This is a genomic window from Thalassomonas sp. M1454, from assembly GCF_007097525.1.
Taxonomy (GTDB): domain Bacteria; phylum Pseudomonadota; class Gammaproteobacteria; order Enterobacterales; family Alteromonadaceae; genus Thalassotalea_A.
The window spans coordinates 70,869-88,759 of the sequence record NZ_VKDD01000006.1 but is presented as its reverse complement, the minus strand read 5'-3'; the positions used below and the strand labels follow the sequence as shown (position 1 = coordinate 88,759).

Here is a 17,891-nt window from a genome sequence, read left to right as displayed (position 1 = left end):
TAGAGTAAATAACTTGTTGGCCAAGGGAGATTTTGTTCTCCCTTGATATTTATCGAGTTTATCGATAAAACTTAGGGTCAGTTTTATTTGGTCTAGTTTTAAAGCGGCGATGTAACCACATATATTGCTCTGGTTGTTTACGAATTGCAGCTTCAAGCTCTTGATTAATACGGGTGATATCAGCTTCGTCATCACCACTTGGAAAATTATCAAATACTTCACTAATCTCAATGTGATAGCCACTATCATCAGGTAATCGACTTGGGGTAAGCATCATAGTTTTTACGTTTTTTACTTTTGCAAAAATCATTGTCCCTATGGTTGAAGCAGTCTCTGGAACATTAAAAAATGGCACAAAAATAGAGCGACTGCGACCATAGTCTTGATCGGGAAGATACACGCTTGTTTCACCATCACGTAAAGCTTTAATCATGCCTTTAACATTGGTCTTTTCAATCATGTATTTATTCGAGCGGGCACGACCTCTATGCTGAAAGTACTCCATTAATGGGTTATGGTTTGGTCGGTAAAATGCCACAACAGGATTGGCACAACCAGTTGCTCGTCCACAAAATTCGAGCGATAAATTGTGCATAGCTAATAGTAATATACCATTGCCATCGGCTTTAGCTGCATTTAACTTTTCAAGTCCCGATACTTTAGTAATACGTTTTATGCGCCAATCAGGCCACCACCAACCCATACCGGTTTCAAACAAGGCAATACCAGTGTTTTCAAAGTTTTTAACTAGCATAGTATGTCGTTGTTTCTCGCTAAGCTCAGGGAAACAAACGTCTATATTTTTTTGAGCTACAGTTAAACGTGTGCCGCCAATCTTCATCATTATGCGACCTACAACTCTTCCCATGGCTAATTGTAATTTAAATGGCAGCCACGAAATTGTCCATAGAACAATAACTCCTAACCAAGTAAGCCAATATTTTGGAAGAAAAAAGCTTATTTTAAAATCAGTTTGTATTGATTTGTTTTTGCTCAAAGATTAATCAACTCATGAAAAGTTTATACTATACTTGCTAGCGTATGATGATAGTTAACAAGCGAACGAACGCTTATTTTAATAAACATCTGTTCTTATTGTAAGCTAAAGATACAAAAATAAACGTTAATCTAGCTTTTTAATTACTTTGGAATTGCTATGCAAGTGAATATTCCCAACTTTAATGAGACCCGCATATTAGTTGCAGGGGATATTATGGTTAATAGTTATGATGCTGAACCAGTTCTTGAGGCGGCTGCTAATGTTGCTCTTAATCTTGCTTGCCTTGGTGGGCAAGTAAGTCTTTTCGGCATTACAGGAGATGATGAATTCGCTCAAGGCCTCGATGATAAGCTTTCTTCAACTGATGTTATTTGCCACTTTATCCATAATAAATTAGTTTCTACTCTCAGCAACTCATTTAATCTTAACTCTAACCCTTTAGGGGGAACAGAGGAAAAGCATAGGCCATTTACTGAAATCGATAAAGCTAAAATGCTGGCTATGATTGAGGCTAACATTGGTCAGCATCACTTAGTTTTATTAAGTGATTACGACTTGGGAACCTTATCTGATGCTCAGCCGGTTATAGCATTAGCACATGATAATGATATACCGGTTATTGTGCATACCAAATCTAATAAACTGAGTAACTTTCGTGGTGCATCGGTCATCGTTCTTACTATAGACCAGCTTAGAAATATATTTACTGAAACCTGTAATGAAAATGAGTTAGTTATACGGGCAAAAGAATTATTAACTCAGTATGAGCTTAACGCTTTACTAATATATCGTACAGGGCAGGGAGTTACTTTAATACGTACCAATGAAGAAGAGCTACACATACCTACAATAACGCCAGAAATCTTTGATGATAATGGTGTCGATGATGCTTTACTCGCGACTCTTGCTTGCTCAATTGCTGCCGGTGCATCCTTAGTCCAAGCAAGTGCGTTAGCCAATATTGCTATGGATATCGTACTTGCTAAGAAGGGGGCTGCAACACTAAGTGAAGTGGAGATAGCGCAAGCATTACAATCTGGGAAAGACTGTGGTAGTGGAATTGTAACTACAGAGCAATTAAAAACACTTATTAGGCAAGCAAAGCAGCTTGATCAAAAAGTTATATTTACCAAGGGAAGTTTCGATATTTTAGAATCAGCTGATGCGTCTTATTTAGCGAAAATTGCTAAATTAGGACAGCGTTTAGTTGTAGCTGTAAGTGATGATGAGAGTGTTAAACGCATACGAGGAGCTGGCCGTCCGATAAACCATTTATATAGAAGAATGGCTTTAATAGCTAAACTTGACTGTGTTGATTGGGTGATTAGTTATAACGAAGATAACTTACAAGATCTCATTGCTAATGTACTACCTGATTTACTTGTTGAGCACCAAGATATTAATCTTGAAGATGTTGTCGGCGCAGAAAGTGTAATTGCCAATGGTGGCGAAGTACAGGTTATCGACTTTGAGGAAGAGCCTACCAGTGAGATTATTAATACGGTTAGGTTAGGAGATTAATGCATAAACGCTATCATTGCGCCCATCATTGATAAAATAAAAGGCCCTGATTATAAAGATAATCAGGGCCTTGTTAAATTAACTATTAGTATTTAGCTTACTTAGGTATTAAGCCTTGGTTTATTGATAAAATATCTTCATCAGTAATAGTACCTGCCGCTTCTTTTAAGCGCAGCATGTTAATAACGTACTGGTAACGAGTTGATGATAAGTTACGTTTAGCATTATATAAGTTACGAGTGCTTTCTAGTACATCGACAATAGTACGAGTACCAACTTCAAAACCTGCTTCAGTTGCTTTTAGTGCACTTTCAGCAGAGATAACTGATTGCTCAAATGCTTTAACACCTGAAATTGTGGCTACCACTGAGTTGTATGAGTTACGAGACTCACGAATAATGCCTCGGTAGCTAAGTTGCATATCTTGACTTGCTGCTACATAGTTTTGCTGTGCTGCACGTACTTGTGAGCTTGTATTACCACCAGAGTAGATTGGTACGCTCAATTGAATTCCGATTGAAGTTGTATCAGTTTCTCTACCTTCAAAGTCCAAAGCGGTTGCTGGGTCTCGTTCTTGATCTTGTTCACTTGTACCAATACTACCAGTTAAACTTAATGTTGGTAGATGACCTGAGCTAGCAATATCAATATTCTCTTTGGCAATATCCATGCTAATTTTTTGCGATATTAAACGTAAGTTTTTCGCTTCAGCCAATTTTTGCCATTCACCAGGACTTGATGGAGAAGGCATTACTGGAGTAAAGCGCTCTGTGTTTAACACATTTAAATCACGCGGGTAAGAGCCGGTAATTTCGCGAAGTGCTTCTTCTGCTTGGAAAACCGTATTTTGAGCACGAATTTCTTCTGCTACCGAGTTGTCATATTGTGCTTGTGCTTCATGTACATCGGTAATTGCGGTTAGACCAACAGAAAAACGTTGTTTGGTTTGCTCTAACTGACGCTCGATCGACTTTTTCTCTGCTTGTGCAAATTCAAGGCCATCGTAAGCGGCTAACACATTAAAGTAAGCTTCTGTTACACGCGTAACCAGTTGTTGTTTAACAAACTGATAATTGATGTCACTTTGGTGAGCTGTTTTCTTAGATGTTTCTAAAGCTAACCAACTGTTGTGATGGTACAACTGCATGTTTAAATCGATACTTACGCGAGTTGTTGTTGTATCGGTAGTTAAATCATCAGTTTCAGATGATTGGTCTGTATAAGAAGCATTAGCTGCAATTTGTGGAAGCAATACTGAGCGTGCCTGTTCGATTTTTTCTTGGGTTGCTTTGAACTGAGCTTCAGCTTTTAATGCTGTTGGATCATTTTGCAATGCCAACTGATAAATTTGCTGTAAATCTTGAGCTGTAGCCACTTGGCTAGTGGTTGCTAAAACAATCCCCACAAATAGTGAGTTTAATCTTTTTGCCATGAGTATTGGTTCCCTTAATCACACTTAACTTATGAAAGCTCTTAAAGTGTAACGATAATTAATGCTATGCTGAAACTATATTTTAGTATTAGCTTAAATAAAGTGTAACAGAATTTTTTTCTAACACATTGTAATAGCTTAAAAGAATTACAAATTATGACTAAATCACACAATATACAACAGTTTACCGCGAATGATGTATTGGTCAAGTCGCGAGATATTAAATATCAAGGATTTTTTCGTATTGATCAGTATCAAATACAACACAAATTGTTTAATGGTGGTAGCAGTAATACGTTTTCCAGAGAAATATTTGAACGAGGTGATGCGGTTGTCTTAATACCGTACGACCCTATAACAGACAAAGTGGTGCTAATTGAACAGTTTAGAGCCGGCGCACTGCGCAGTAGTGAATCGCCATGGATGTTAGAATTTATTGCCGGTATGTTTGGTGACAATGAAAGCCCGGTGGATGTTGCAATTAGAGAGGCAGAAGAAGAAGCCAATTTATTTATAGATAAAGACAAAGTCCATCATGTGATGAATTTTTTATCTACACCTGGTGGTTGTAGTGAAAAATTGTATATGTATTTAGCTATTATTGATGCCAGTGAACTTTCATCAGGTGAGGTTGCAGGATTAGAATGTGAGAATGAAGATATTTTGAGTCATGTAGTTTCAAGGAAGCAAGCTCTTACTTGGCTTGAGCAAAGTAAAATTGAAAATGCCTCAACCATTATAGGTTTACAATGGCTGGCGATGAACTATAAAAAAATCGCAAAAGGGCAAATTAACTAGATTAAAATTTTATGGCAAATTACAAACCTAGCCTAAAAGGCTTGATTAACAGTTTTGAAATTAACTATATGTTGCTTACCCGATTATTAGCTGATCTGGATGAAGTAAACCAACGCCGTGAATTTTTTATCAATGAACATTTATCTTATCAGCTCACCGTTAAAGAAAAATCTAAATATACCCACGTGATTGAATTTCGTCAGGTAGAAATAAATACTAGCCAAGCATCAAAAGCGAAACTATTAACATTCCCATGCATGTTAATTCGCATATACCATGATGCTCGTTTAGCTGAAGTTATAGAAAGTCAGCATATTCGGCAGATTAAACCTCGTTATGATTACCCTAACCCTAAAATGCACCAACCTGATGAAAAGCAGCAAAATCATTACTTTTTAACGCAATGGTTGCAGCTGTGCTTAAGTCAGGGGCAAACACCTGTTAAGCTTAATTAACTTAGCATCTTAATTCGGTACTTTATTATTAACTCTAAATCCAAGCCAGTTGTTATTGCTCAAATAAGCGATTGTCATTTATTCGCGCAAATTGACGCTAAGCATCATGGGCAAGTCGTTTATGAAAATCTATTGAGGGTATTTAAAGCTTTATCTACAGTAGATTATTTAGACTGTATTGTTTTTACAGGTGATCTAACCCAAGATCATTCAACTGCTTCGTATCAATTATTCCTGCAAGCATTTAATTATGCTGTTTTAGAGTTTGACCTAGGCTGCGAGCTGTACTGGTTAGCTGGTAACCATGACGAGATTGATTTACTTGCATCTGAACTTACTCATCCGCAGATAAAAATCGCGAAACAAATTGAACTTGAGTCTTGGCAACTGATATTAGTTAATTCGAAAAGTGAGACACCTGCTGGCGTTGTCTCAGCACAAGAACTTATCCGCATGGAACAGTTAAGTGCTAGTAAAACCAGTTTAGTTTTTATGCATCACCATCCTATCGATGTAAATTACTTTATCGATAAACATGGATTAATAAACAAAATGGAGTTTTGGCAAAAAGTTAATCGCTGTAAAAATGTTAGAGCCATTTTTCATGGCCATGTCCATAGAGGTATAACAATTGATAAAAGCATCGAGTTTAAAGTGCCTGTTTATGCTTGTCCGGCGACGTCTATTCAGTTTGATCCTAACTGCGAAACTGTTTCAGCTTTAGCACAGGGGCCAGGCTTTCGTTTAATTAATTTAAATGCGAATAATACTTTCAGTACTGAGTTGGTTTACCTTGAGCAATAAACAATCGTCTTTTTACCATTAGTTAATACCCAATATGAAAAACAAAAAAATATTAGTTATTCACGGTTTTAATAGCTCGCCACAGTCATTAAAAGCACAATTAACAGTACAATATATGCAACAACACTACCCTGAAATAGAGGTTGTTGTTCCGCAAATATTATCAACACCAGAGGCCGCAATTAAGCAGCTTTGCGATATTATAGAAGCGCAACCTAATACTGATTGGTATTTTACCGGTTCATCTTTAGGTGGCTATTTTGCCACTTATTTAGTGGATAAATATAAAAGACCTGCGGTACTGATAAATCCTGCGGTAACACCTTACTTATTATTGGCGGACTATATTGGTGAACAAGTAAATCCTCATACAGGAGAGGTTTATCAAGTTACCCCTGAGCATATGCAACAATTAAAGTTAATAGAAAGTGAAATTTGCCAACAAAAAATGTTTTTTGTTATGGTACAAACAGGGGATGAAGTGTTAGATTATCAACAGGCAGTTGCAAAGTATGGTAATTGTAAACTGGAAGTGCAAAAAGGCGGCGATCATAGCTTTATTCATTTTGAGCAAATGCTTCCTAAAATTGCGGAATTCTTTCAGTTTTAACGACATCATTGCATAACAAAAATTTATAACAATAAAGTAAATCACAAATTTAATGGCCAGAATAATTCATGACTGATCAATATAACTCCGAATCCATTGAGGTCCTTAGTGGCCTTGATCCTGTGCGCCGACGTCCAGGTATGTATACCGATACCATGCGACCTAATCATTTAGGGCAAGAGGTAATCGATAACTCCGTCGATGAGGCATTGGCAGGGCACGCGCAAAATATTTCAGTTGTACTCCATGAAGACCAATCATTAGAAGTTACCGATGATGGCCGCGGTATGCCAACAGACATTCACCCTGAAGAAGGTGTTCCTGGCGTTGAATTAATATTTTGTCGATTACACGCCGGTGGTAAGTTTTCTAACAAGAACTATCAATTCTCTGGCGGTTTACACGGTGTTGGTATTTCCGTCGTAAATGCTTTATCTACGCGAGTAGAAGTAACAGTTAAACGTAATCAAAAAATATTTGAAATGGCGTTTGAGAATGGTGAAAAAGTAACTGAATTAACCGAAGTAGGTACCGTTGGTAAACGCAACTCCGGTACGCAAGTGCGATTTTGGCCTGATGCGAGTTATTTTGATACGGCTAAGTTCTCAGTTTCTAAGATGATGCATATTTTAAAAGCTAAAGCAGTTTTATGTCCTGGCTTAACGATTAAGTTCCATGATAAAAACACAGGCAATAAAGAAGTATGGTGTTATCAAAACGGCTTAGAAGATTATCTTAAAGAAGCGATTAAAGGTTACGTTAACCTACCAGAACAACCATTTGTTGGCGCATTTTCGGCTAAAAATGAAGCCGTTGACTGGGCCGTAAGTTGGTTACCCGAAGGTGGTGAAAGTATTGGCGAGAGTTATGTTAACCTTATTCCAACCATTCAAGGTGGTACTCATGTAAATGGCTTACGCCAAGGCTTACTGGATTCTATGCGTGAGTTTTGTGAGTTTCGCAATTTGATCCCAAGAGGTGTTAAATTAACCCCTGATGATATTTGGGATAAATGTTCTTATATTTTGTCGGTTAAAATTCAAGACCCACAATTTGCAGGACAAACTAAAGAGCGATTATCTTCTCGACAATGTTCTGCTTTTGTTTCTGGGGTAGTTAAAGATTCATTTAGTTTGTGGCTAAACGAGCACACTGAAATTGCAGAAGCGCTAGCTGAGTTTTGTATTTCAAATGCTCAACGCCGTATGCGAGCAAGTAAAAAGGTTGTTCGTAAAAAAGTTACGCAAGGTCCGGCACTACCAGGAAAGTTAACAGATTGTGGCTCGCAAGAGCCAGAGCGTACTGAGCTATTTTTAGTAGAGGGTGACTCAGCCGGCGGTAGTGCAAAACAAGCAAGAGATAGAGACATTCAAGCGATAATGCCACTTCGAGGCAAAATTCTTAACTCTTGGGAGGTTGAATCGGGACAAATTCTAGCTTCTCAAGAAATTCATGATATATCTGTTGCGCTAGGAATCGACCCTGATAGTGAAGACTTATCAACACTGCGCTATGGCAAAATTTGCATTTTAGCGGATGCCGATTCGGATGGATTGCACATCGCAACCTTACTTTGTGCTTTATTTACTCAACACTTTTTGCCTCTTGTACAAGCAGGACATGTGTTTGTTGCAATGCCTCCTCTGTACCGCATCGATATTGGTAAAGAAGTTTTCTACGCTTTAGATGAGCAAGAAAAAGATGGCATATTAGATAGAATTGAAGCTGAGAAGAAACGCGGTAAAGTTAATGTACAACGCTTTAAAGGTTTGGGCGAAATGAACCCATTACAACTGCGTGAAACAACTATGGATCCAAATACCCGTCGCTTGGTACAACTCACGGTTGATGAATTCGATACGACGATGGAAGTAATGGATATGTTACTCTCGAAAAAGCGTGCAGGTGATCGTAAAGAATGGCTACAAGAAAAAGGTAACTTGGTTGATTTTGATTAAAACTTGTTAGATATCAGCGTTTAATAGAATAAAACTCTCTTAATTATATTAAGAGAGTTTTTTATGTCTTCGGTTACATAATTACTACAATTTACTAACAGTTTAACCTCAAACAAAGGTTACTTATTCTCTATACTAAGATTTAACAAAACAAATACATTATTTGATTACCATATTCAATTTTAGGATCTTCCCATGAAAAGAATTAGCATAATGCTGCTAACAATATTTTTATCAGCTTGTTCAACTACAGCAGATAACCGCATGCAAATTGCGAGTCAGCATTCTAAGATTTTAGGTGATATTGAACAAATTAGCCCCGGCACACTTCACGAAATTAATGACTCACCTGGTTTTGCTATTTTCAGTGCTGCAGAAGTTAATTTAGGTTTGATTTCTGCGGGTAATGGCCATGGCGCTGTGTATAACAATCTCACTGGTGAAAAAACTTATATGGAAGTTGTTGGCGGCGGCGTTGGTGTTGGTGTCGGTGGTCGTGATTTTAGAATCGTATTTGTCTTTAAAACTGAAGAAAGAATGCAATCCTTTATTAACGAAGGCTGGAGCTTTGATGAACGGGTTGAAGCAACTGCAGTAAACTCTATGATTGATGGCCTAGTTATTGGTGATATTACCGTTTATCAATTTAATAAAACGGGTTTAAGTATGCAAGCCATGCTCAAAGGTATGAAGTTTAGTATGAATGATGAGTTAAACGAGTAAGTAAGCTTATCTCAATATCTTTAAGGCAAGGACTTCATTGCCTTTTTTGTTTCTGCAGTATCATCATTGCGTCCCCCTCGTTAAAAACCTAAAATAAATCCATAATAAATGCTAATTTAATCAACTTAGTATTACAGCGTTACACAAATTAAGGCCTCGATGGATGTTAAAACAAGAAGATAAAACTATTTGCCACCTTTCTATTGGCACTAATAATTTACCGCAAGCGATTAAGTTTTATGACAAAGTACTGGCAACCTTGAACATTGAGCGAGTAACAAACCACGAGCAAGCAGTAGCCTATGGCAAAGGCTATCCAACATTTTGGCTACAAATTCCTTTTGATCAACAACCTGCCACCATTGCTAATGGTTCTCATATAGGTTTTATGGCGACAAATAAAGAACAGGTAAACGACTTTTATCGAGTAGCTATAGCTGCTGGGGCAAGCTGTAACGGTAAGCCGGGTCCTCGAGCTGAGTACGGTGAGCCATATTACGGTTGTTTTGTTATTGATCCGGAAGGTCATAAAATAGAAGCAAGCTTCTGGGATATGGAGCTGGCAGAGAAGATTTACGCTAAGAATTAACATATTTTCATAGTTAAATCGCTAAAAGTTAAATAAATCGTTAAAAGTCTATTCAGTGCAAGGCTGTTTTGGGCTAAAGTAGAAGTAATAAAATTATAATAATATTGAACAATATGCTTCACATTAGGGAAATCACCATTTATGTCTGATGCAATCGATCTTAATCTTGATGGCGTTGAACAGCTACCGCTTCGACGTTTTACTGAAGATGCTTATTTAAACTACTCCATGTATGTAATCATGGATAGGGCATTGCCGCACATTGGTGATGGTTTAAAGCCTGTACAACGTCGTATTATTTACGCAATGTCTGAACTTGGTTTAAATGCAGCCGCTAAGTATAAGAAATCCGCTCGTACCGTTGGTGATGTACTTGGTAAGTTTCATCCGCATGGCGACTCAGCTTGTTATGAAGCTATGGTGTTAATGGCGCAACCATTTTCTTATCGTTATCCACTCGTTGACGGTCAAGGTAACTGGGGTGCTCCAGATGATCCTAAATCATTTGCTGCGATGCGATATACCGAAGCAAAATTATCAAAATTTAGTGAAGTTTTATTATCAGAGCTAGGACAAGGCACGGTTGATTGGGCACCAAACTTTGATGGTACGATGAAAGAGCCTAAGACCTTACCTGCTCGTCTTCCTCATATCTTATTAAACGGTATCACTGGTATTGCTGTTGGTATGGCAACAGATATTCCGCCACACAACGTTCGTGAAATTGCTGATGCCTGTGTGCACCTGATTGAGCAACCTAAAGCTGAAGTTACCGACCTGCTTGAACATGTCCAAGGTCCAGATTACCCAACTGATGCAGAAATAATTACCCCAAAAGCTGAAATTAATAAAATTTATGAAACCGGACGTGGCAGCATTAAAATGCGTGCGGTTTACGATGTAGTACAAGGTGATATTGTTATTACTTCACTGCCACATCAAGCCGCTGGCGGCAAAATTTTAGAACAAATCGCTGCTCAAATGGTTGCCAAAAAACTGCCTATGGTTGTTGATTTACGTGATGAATCAGACCATGAAAATCCAACTCGATTAGTCATTGTTCCACGTTCAAACCGTGTTGATATTGAGCAATTAATGCAGCATCTATTTGCAACCACTGATCTAGAAAAAAGTTATCGTGTAAATATCAACATGATAGGCTTGGATAACCGTCCAGCGGTTAAAAATCTTAAAACTATTTTATCTGAGTGGTTAGAGTATCGCCGTGAAACTATTCGTCGCCGCTTGCAATATCGTTTAGATAAAGTGCTTGCTCGATTACATATTCTTGATGGTTTATTAATTGCTTATTTAAACATTGATGAAGTGATCGCGATAATTCGTGAATACGACGATCCAAAAGCCGAGTTAATGTCGCGTTTTGACTTGAGTAAAACGCAAGCGGAAGCCATTTTAGAGATTAAACTTCGTCAGTTAGCTAAGCTAGAAGAAATTAAAATACGTGCAGAGCAAGATGAACTAGCGAAAGAAAGAGATCAAATCGAATTAATTCTTGGCTCGAAAGCTCGTATGAATACGCTAATGAAAAAAGAAATCCTAGCAGCAGCGAAAGATTTCGGTGATGAGCGTCGCTCTAAAATTGTTGAACGAGCTGAGTCAAAAGCGTTAAATGAAAAAGATCTTATGCCATCAGAGCCGGTTACAGTTGTTGTATCTGATAAAGGTTGGGCAAGAGCCGCCAAAGGCCATGACATTGATGCTAATGCATTAAGTTATAAGTCTGGTGATGAATACTTATGTTCAGCAAAAGGGCGCAGTAATAGCCCTGCTGTATTTATTGACTCATCAGGTCGAGCCTTTGCTACAGATGCACATACATTACCATCGGCAAGAAGCCAAGGTGAGCCACTTACTGGGCGCTTTAATTTAGCACCAGGTGAAACGTTCACCAATGTTGTTATGGCTGACGATGAGCAAAAATTCTTACTTGCTAGTGATTCTGGTTATGGTTTTATCGGTAAGTTTGCTGATATGGTCAGTAAAAATAAAAACGGTAAAGCATTGCTTAGTCTGCCTCCTGCGGCAAAAGTATTACCACCATCACAGGTGGACAGCGTAGATGAGCAACTATGTTTATCTATTACCACAGAAGGTCGCATGCTGATATTCCCATTAAAAGATCTGCCACAGCTGAGTAAAGGTAAAGGTAATAAGATAATTAATATACCTTCAGCTCGGGCCAAGACTCGCGAGGAATATGTCACTATCTTATCTATTATTGGTGAAGAGCAAGCGGTTACCTTATTTGCAGGTAAACGCAAGTTAACCTTGAAACCATCGGATCTTGAACATTATCGAGGCGAACGTGGTAGAAGAGGTAATAAGCTACCACGTGGATTACAGCGGGTTGAGTCAATAAAAGTAGGTACAGACGATTAGTATCTTCTTTACTATTGCTAATCTATATCGTTGATACCCAAAGCCAGTAATTTTATTACTGGCTTTTTTCTATATGCTAAATCAACTAAGTTTGTGTATAATTGCGCCTTTATTCATATTGCCAAGGCAGATTGATAACTTAATATTGGTTACTCTGCTTAATTTTTGGAGATTGTAGTGTTAGCTGTTGTTCGTATCATTTTGGTGACGATTTTAATTTTTGTGATTAGTCTATTCTCGATTACACTTTGCATGGTTAGACCTAAAAATAAAAATAATGCTCATGTAACGGCTATTTTTATGGGCAAGCTTGGTAAAATTTTTGGTATTGAGGTTGAGATCAGAAAACCTAAAGGGTACAAAGAAGAGTGTCCCGTGGTTTATGTAGCCAACCATCAAAATAGCTACGATATCTTCACTATTAGTGCCTGTTTACCTAAAAGAACGGTAACCATAGGTAAAAAAAGCTTACGTTGGATCCCATTTTTTGGCCAGATGTATTGGTTTACCGGTAACATACTAATTGATCGCGCCAACCGCTCTAAGGCACATAATACAATTTCAACTGCGGCACAAAAAATGCGCGATAAAAATTTATCGGTATGGTTATTTCCAGAAGGTACGCGCAGTTATGGCCGAGGCTTATTACCTTTTAAAACTGGTGCATTTCATACGGCTAAACAAGCTGGTGTACCGATTGTTCCAATTTGTGTAAGTAATTCACATGATATGGTTAAATTAAACCGCTGGAATAATGGTAAAATGATTGTTGAGTTTTTAGATCCAATTGAAATAGAGGATGACTCAAATACCTCAATCAGACACATTGCTAATAGTACTCACGAGTTGATGTTAGCAAAAATTAATGAAATTAGTGATGAAGCAGGCAACCCATTTACTGTTTCAGATAGCAAGAAAGCAGGATGATAAAATGAGCGAGCAACCTACAACAGAGAACCAAGAGCCGATCACTACCGATGATCCTGAATTACAACAATGGTTTGACCATACCGATGAATTAGTTAACGAATTACTCGAAGATGGTTCTAATGATGATGCGCTTCACACGATAGAGCATCACTTTGCTAGTAGTAATTTTGATCTATTAGAAACTGCTGCCATAGCTGCTTTTAAACTAGGTTTAGAAGTTGAAGAGCCAGAAGAGGCGCAATTAGAAAACGGTGCTCGTATATTTGCATTTGATATCGCCACAGAGCAATATTTAGATGAAGAAGATATTAAAGCAGAAACTAAAGAAATGTTTGAATTCGCTAAAAAACATAATGTTGAATACGATGGTTGGGGAACTTACTTCGAAGAGTAATAGAGGTACTAATAGCGCTTATTATTAGACATTAAAAAGGCTTACCATGTAAGCCTTTTTAATGTCTGTATTTCGTCTAAAATAGACTTATATTAATTAGAACGAGTACTTTATACTAACGATAAATAACACATCATCTTTTTCTGGATAAATACCTTCAGTATCAGGAATTGGTTTTTCAACTCGGTCAATAATACTTTTTAAGTTTAAATCAAAGTCACTGATAAGCTCGATATCAAATCCGCCCTCAAGGTGATGTAATTGCGATCCTGACTCTTCATTTACGAATTTAACTGTGTATTCTAAGAAAAACTCAATGTCTTTAGTTAAATCGTAATTATAGCGGGTACCAACTTCAATTACTGGAGATGATTGGGTGTCGTCTTGATCTACTTCAACTTGTTCATATTCGGTGTATAAAACACTAGGACCAACATGGAAGTCCCAATTAAGGTGAGCTTCATCATAAATAACATAACCTGCGGCAACCCCTAAGCCGACTTGATGTTTTATATTTTTAAACTCATCAGTGTAATAGCTAAAACCAGGAACTCTGAAAAACACCTTTCTAGAATAAAACCAATCATAGGATGCTGTTACTCGAGTATTTTTAACGGTTCTAACGTTTTCATCTGTTTCTGCATCTTTTACTTCAGAGTAATTCGAGGCGGTGTTAATAAGAACGCGGGAGGTTGAAGTTAAACGTCTTAATTTAATTTGACCACTGTAGTCAAATTTTTCAGTATTACCACTGCGGTAATTAACACCAAAACTCGCGCTACCGTCCCATAAACTTTCCCCACTTTCTTTTGAGCGCGCAACGGCTAGTACAGTATCTTGTGGAAATTGCAGTTCTGGCTTATCTAAGAAAGTGATAATACCTTCATGGATATAAATTTTGCCTTCAACAACTTCATCATTATCAAAGCGAATACTCATAATTTGAGTGCCGCGAAGCTGATCGATATCATCAAAATCTAGATTGATCAGTCCAACTTCATCTGAGTCAAACTCAATACTGTTTTGATACATTGAAACCACTTCACCCTTAAATAATTCACCATTTTTAAGGAGTACCCAATCATAGCCTTCAGGTAAGTTTAAGACATCTACTTGCCATTTTTGCATTGTTGGCTTTGCCGTAGTTTTTACTTGGGCGCTGACTTCTTTTGAAACTTTATTTGGGTTTTCGCTAAAATTGTTAGCATCTATTTCATCAGTTTGAGCATTTACCATAAATGCACTCATTGTAAATAAGCACAATAGTGTTAAGTTTTTTATCAATTTAAACATATATTCTATACTGCTTTAGATAACCTAATTATTATTAGAGGGTTCTAAGTTCCTTGAAAAATGCCAACTACTAAACCTTTAATAGCTGGCAAAATTTTAAATTACTTTAAATAAACTTCTATAAATTAGCAATAGTGAGCTTTTGCTGGGCTAATGTTGCTAGCATAGATTCAGCATCGGCTAATTTTTCTTTTTCCTTAGCGATAACTGCATCAGGCGCTTTGCTAACAAAGTTTTCATTGCTAAGTTTACCGCGAGTACGTTGCACGTCTTTTTCAAGCTTATCCATTGCTTTAGTTAAACGAGCAAGCTCTGCATCAACATCAATAAGACCTGCCATAGGGATAAGTACGCTCATTTCACCTATAACCGCTGTAGCTGACGCAGGTCCTTCTTCATCGGCATGTAATACTTCAATACTCTCTAGTTTTGCAAGCGAACTTAAGAAGGTTTTGTTATTTTCAAGACGGCGAATGTCATCAACAGATGCACCTTTTAAAAATACTGGTAGAGGCTTACTTGGCGCAATATCCATTTCACCACGAATATTACGGATAGCAACAATAAAGCTCTTAACCCATTCTAAATCGCTAATTGCTAATTCATCTAATTGGCTCTCATCAAATTGTGGGTAAGTTTGCATCATAATGCTATCAATACTTACTTGCTGTGAGGTAAGTGGCACAACACGTTGCCAGATAGTTTCAGTGATATAAGGCATGATCGGGTGCATCAAACGCAGTAATGCTTCTAGTATATTAACTAGTGTATGACGAGTAGCTCGTTGCTCGGCTTCATTACCTTTAAACAATACTGGTTTTGTTAACTCTAAGTACCAATCACAGAACTGATTCCAGGTAAACTCGTAAAGTGCTTGTGCGGCTAAGTCGAAGCGGAATGTTTCAAATGCGGTATGTACAGTTTTAACTGTTTGTTGGAACTGGCCTATGATCCATCTATCTGCAAGAGATAGCTGCATCTCGCCGCCATCCTTACCGCAGTCATGTTCTTCGGTATTCATTAATACGTAGCGGCTGGCATTCCATAATTTATTGGTAAAATTACGGTAACCTTCTAAGCGTTTCATATCCCAGCTGATATCACGACCAGTTGACGCTACAGCACTTAAGGTAAAGCGCAGGGCATCAGTACCATGAGCTTCAATGCCATTTGGGTACTCTTTACGGGTTAATTTAGCAATTTTTTCTGCAAGCTTAGGTTGCATCATATTGCCAGTACGCTTTTCTAGTAAGTCTTCTAAAGAAATACCGTCAATCATATCTAAAGGATCAACCACGTTACCTTTTGATTTAGACATTTTATCGCCGTTCTCATCACGGATAAGGCCGGTAACATAAACTTTCTTAAATGGTACTTGCGCTTTGCCATTTTCGTCTTTGTTAAAGTGCATGGTCATCATGATCATACGTGCAACCCAGAAGAAAATAATATCAAAGCCAGTAACAAGTACATCGGTAGGGTGGAAGTTTTTCAGATCTTCGGTTTCTTCAGGCCAGCCTAACGTTGAGAAAGTCCACAGTGCAGAAGAGAACCAAGTATCTAATACATCGTTATCTTGTGATAAAACAACTGATGAATCTAAGTTATTGTTAGTACGAACTTCTTCTTCAGTTCGACCAACAAATACTTTGCCAGACTCGTCATACCAAGCAGGGATTCTGTGGCCCCACCAAAGTTGGCGAGAGATACACCAGTCTTGAATGTCACGCATCCAAGCAAAATACATGTTTTCGTATTGTTTTGGTACAAACTCAATTTCACCATCTTCAACGGCTGCAATTGCAGGTTGAGCTAGTTTTTCAACTCTTACATACCATTGGTCTGTAAGTAATGGCTCAATAACAACACCTGAGCGATCGCCATAAGGTACGGTTAAATCATGATCTTTAATTTCATCAAGTAAACCAAGAGATTCAAAATCGTTGACTATTGCTTTACGCGCAGCAAAACGGTCAAGACCTGCGTAGGCAGTTGGTAAATCTGTGCTGTAAGCATCACAAATTTCGCCATTGCTATTATGAACTTCTGAATTTGCTAAGATAGCGCCATTTTTATCAAGAATATTAATCATAGGTAAAGAGTGACGTTTACCTACTTCGTTATCATTGAAATCGTGAGCTGGAGTTATTTTTACACAACCAGTGCCTTTCTCTATATCAGCATGCTCGTCGCCAACGATAGGGATCAAACGATTAACTAATGGCAATAAAATATTTTTACCAATTAAGTCTTTATAACGAGGATCTTCCGGGTTTACCGCTACGCCAGTGTCACCAAGCATGGTTTCTGGACGAGTAGTCGCTACAACAATATAATCTTTGCCATCTTGAGTTTTTACACCATCGGCAAGCGGGTAGCGGAAGTGCCACATATGGCCTTTTTTATCTTTGTTCTCAACTTCTAAGTCTGAAATCGCTGTGTGCAATTTAGGATCCCAGTTAACAAGACGTTTGCCACGGTAAATTAAATCATCTTCGAATAGGCGTACAAAAACTTCTTGTACAGCATTACTCATGCCATCATCCATGGTAAAGCGTTCACGTGACCAGTCGATAGAATTACCTAAGCGACGCATTTGCTCGCCGATATTTCCACCAGACTCTTCTTTCCATTCCCAAATTTTATCGATAAAAGCATCACGGCCGTAATCATGGCGAGTTTTATCTTCTTCAGCGGCAATCTTACGCTCAACCACCATTTGCGTAGCGATACCCGCATGGTCCGTACCTGTTTGCCACAAGGTATTTTTACCTTGCATGCGTTGGTAGCGGATCAAAGTATCCATAATGGTTTGCTGAAAAGCATGACCCATGTGCAAACTACCGGTCACATTCGGTGGTGGAATAGCGATACAGTAGCCATCGCCTTCGCCGGTTGGACTGAAGTAACCTTTTTCTTCCCATGAAGAATATAAAGTTTGCTCTATTTGTGACGGATTAAATGTTTTTTCCATGATTTCTTAC

General features: G+C 38.0%; 15 protein-coding genes. 11 read left to right on the top strand and 4 right to left on the bottom strand.

Annotated features, from left to right (window positions below; all coding sequences use genetic code 11):
- Nucleotides 1-58: 58 nt before the first annotated feature.
- A complete protein-coding gene (gene lpxL, locus FNN08_RS13090; protein ID WP_143586512.1) occupies nucleotides 59-997 on the bottom strand; it encodes an LpxL/LpxP family Kdo(2)-lipid IV(A) lauroyl/palmitoleoyl acyltransferase in 939 nt (312 codons plus the stop codon).
- A gap of 159 nt (nucleotides 998-1,156) precedes the next feature.
- Between lpxL and FNN08_RS13085 the strand changes: the two genes are divergently transcribed.
- Nucleotides 1,157-2,521: a PfkB family carbohydrate kinase gene (locus FNN08_RS13085; RefSeq protein WP_143586510.1), complete on the top strand. Its 1,365-nt coding sequence runs from the start codon at nucleotides 1,157-1,159 to the stop codon at nucleotides 2,519-2,521.
- Between the two features lie 97 nt (nucleotides 2,522-2,618).
- Here FNN08_RS13085 and tolC read toward each other — a convergent pair whose 3' ends face one another.
- Nucleotides 2,619-3,953, bottom strand: a complete 1,335-nt coding sequence (gene tolC / locus FNN08_RS13080; protein WP_143586508.1) for an outer membrane channel protein TolC — start codon at nucleotides 3,951-3,953, stop codon at nucleotides 2,619-2,621.
- 156 nt (nucleotides 3,954-4,109) lie between these two features.
- Here tolC and FNN08_RS13075 point away from each other — a divergent pair, with 156 nt between their 5' ends.
- From FNN08_RS13075 to rraB, 10 genes are all read left to right on the top strand, one after another.
- Nucleotides 4,110-4,751: an NUDIX domain-containing protein gene (locus FNN08_RS13075; protein ID WP_143586506.1), complete on the top strand. Its 642-nt coding sequence runs from the start codon at nucleotides 4,110-4,112 to the stop codon at nucleotides 4,749-4,751.
- 11 nt (nucleotides 4,752-4,762) lie between these two features.
- Nucleotides 4,763-5,206, top strand: coding sequence for a DUF1249 domain-containing protein (locus tag FNN08_RS13070; protein WP_143586504.1), 444 nt, complete (start codon nucleotides 4,763-4,765; stop codon nucleotides 5,204-5,206).
- A gap of 6 nt (nucleotides 5,207-5,212) precedes the next feature.
- Nucleotides 5,213-6,010: a metallophosphoesterase gene (locus FNN08_RS13065; protein ID WP_143586502.1), complete on the top strand. Its 798-nt coding sequence runs from the start codon at nucleotides 5,213-5,215 to the stop codon at nucleotides 6,008-6,010.
- 34 nt (nucleotides 6,011-6,044) lie between these two features.
- Complete coding sequence (locus tag FNN08_RS13060; RefSeq protein WP_143586500.1) at nucleotides 6,045-6,620, top strand: YqiA/YcfP family alpha/beta fold hydrolase; 576 nt, start codon at nucleotides 6,045-6,047, stop codon at nucleotides 6,618-6,620.
- A 68-nt stretch (nucleotides 6,621-6,688) separates the two neighbouring features.
- The gene (gene parE / locus FNN08_RS13055) at nucleotides 6,689-8,578 is read left to right on the top strand and encodes a DNA topoisomerase IV subunit B (RefSeq protein ID WP_143586498.1); all 1,890 of its coding nucleotides are present in this window, start codon (nucleotides 6,689-6,691) and stop codon (nucleotides 8,576-8,578) included.
- A gap of 195 nt (nucleotides 8,579-8,773) precedes the next feature.
- The gene (locus tag FNN08_RS13050) at nucleotides 8,774-9,301 is read left to right on the top strand and encodes a hypothetical protein (RefSeq protein WP_143586496.1); all 528 of its coding nucleotides are present in this window, start codon (nucleotides 8,774-8,776) and stop codon (nucleotides 9,299-9,301) included.
- A gap of 163 nt (nucleotides 9,302-9,464) precedes the next feature.
- Complete coding sequence (locus FNN08_RS13045; RefSeq protein WP_143586495.1) at nucleotides 9,465-9,890, top strand: VOC family protein; 426 nt, start codon at nucleotides 9,465-9,467, stop codon at nucleotides 9,888-9,890.
- Between the two features lie 141 nt (nucleotides 9,891-10,031).
- Nucleotides 10,032-12,290 (top strand): DNA topoisomerase IV subunit A, encoded by a 2,259-nt coding sequence (parC, locus tag FNN08_RS13040; protein ID WP_143586493.1) that lies wholly within the window; start codon nucleotides 10,032-10,034, stop codon nucleotides 12,288-12,290.
- Nucleotides 12,291-12,467: 177 nt separating this feature from the next.
- Nucleotides 12,468-13,217: a 1-acylglycerol-3-phosphate O-acyltransferase gene (locus tag FNN08_RS13035; protein ID WP_143586491.1), complete on the top strand. Its 750-nt coding sequence runs from the start codon at nucleotides 12,468-12,470 to the stop codon at nucleotides 13,215-13,217.
- 4 nt (nucleotides 13,218-13,221) lie between these two features.
- Nucleotides 13,222-13,614, top strand: coding sequence for a ribonuclease E inhibitor RraB (gene rraB, locus FNN08_RS13030; protein WP_143586489.1), 393 nt, complete (start codon nucleotides 13,222-13,224; stop codon nucleotides 13,612-13,614).
- A gap of 96 nt (nucleotides 13,615-13,710) precedes the next feature.
- On the opposite strand, the gene FNN08_RS13025 is transcribed toward rraB, so the two are convergent.
- Both FNN08_RS13025 and FNN08_RS13020 read right to left on the bottom strand, forming a co-directional pair.
- A complete protein-coding gene (locus tag FNN08_RS13025) occupies nucleotides 13,711-14,850 on the bottom strand; it encodes a YdiY family protein (RefSeq protein ID WP_185962668.1) in 1,140 nt (379 codons plus the stop codon).
- A gap of 175 nt (nucleotides 14,851-15,025) precedes the next feature.
- Nucleotides 15,026-17,881, bottom strand: a complete 2,856-nt coding sequence (locus FNN08_RS13020; protein ID WP_143586485.1) for a valine--tRNA ligase — start codon at nucleotides 17,879-17,881, stop codon at nucleotides 15,026-15,028.
- Between the last annotated feature and the right edge of the window lie 10 nt (nucleotides 17,882-17,891).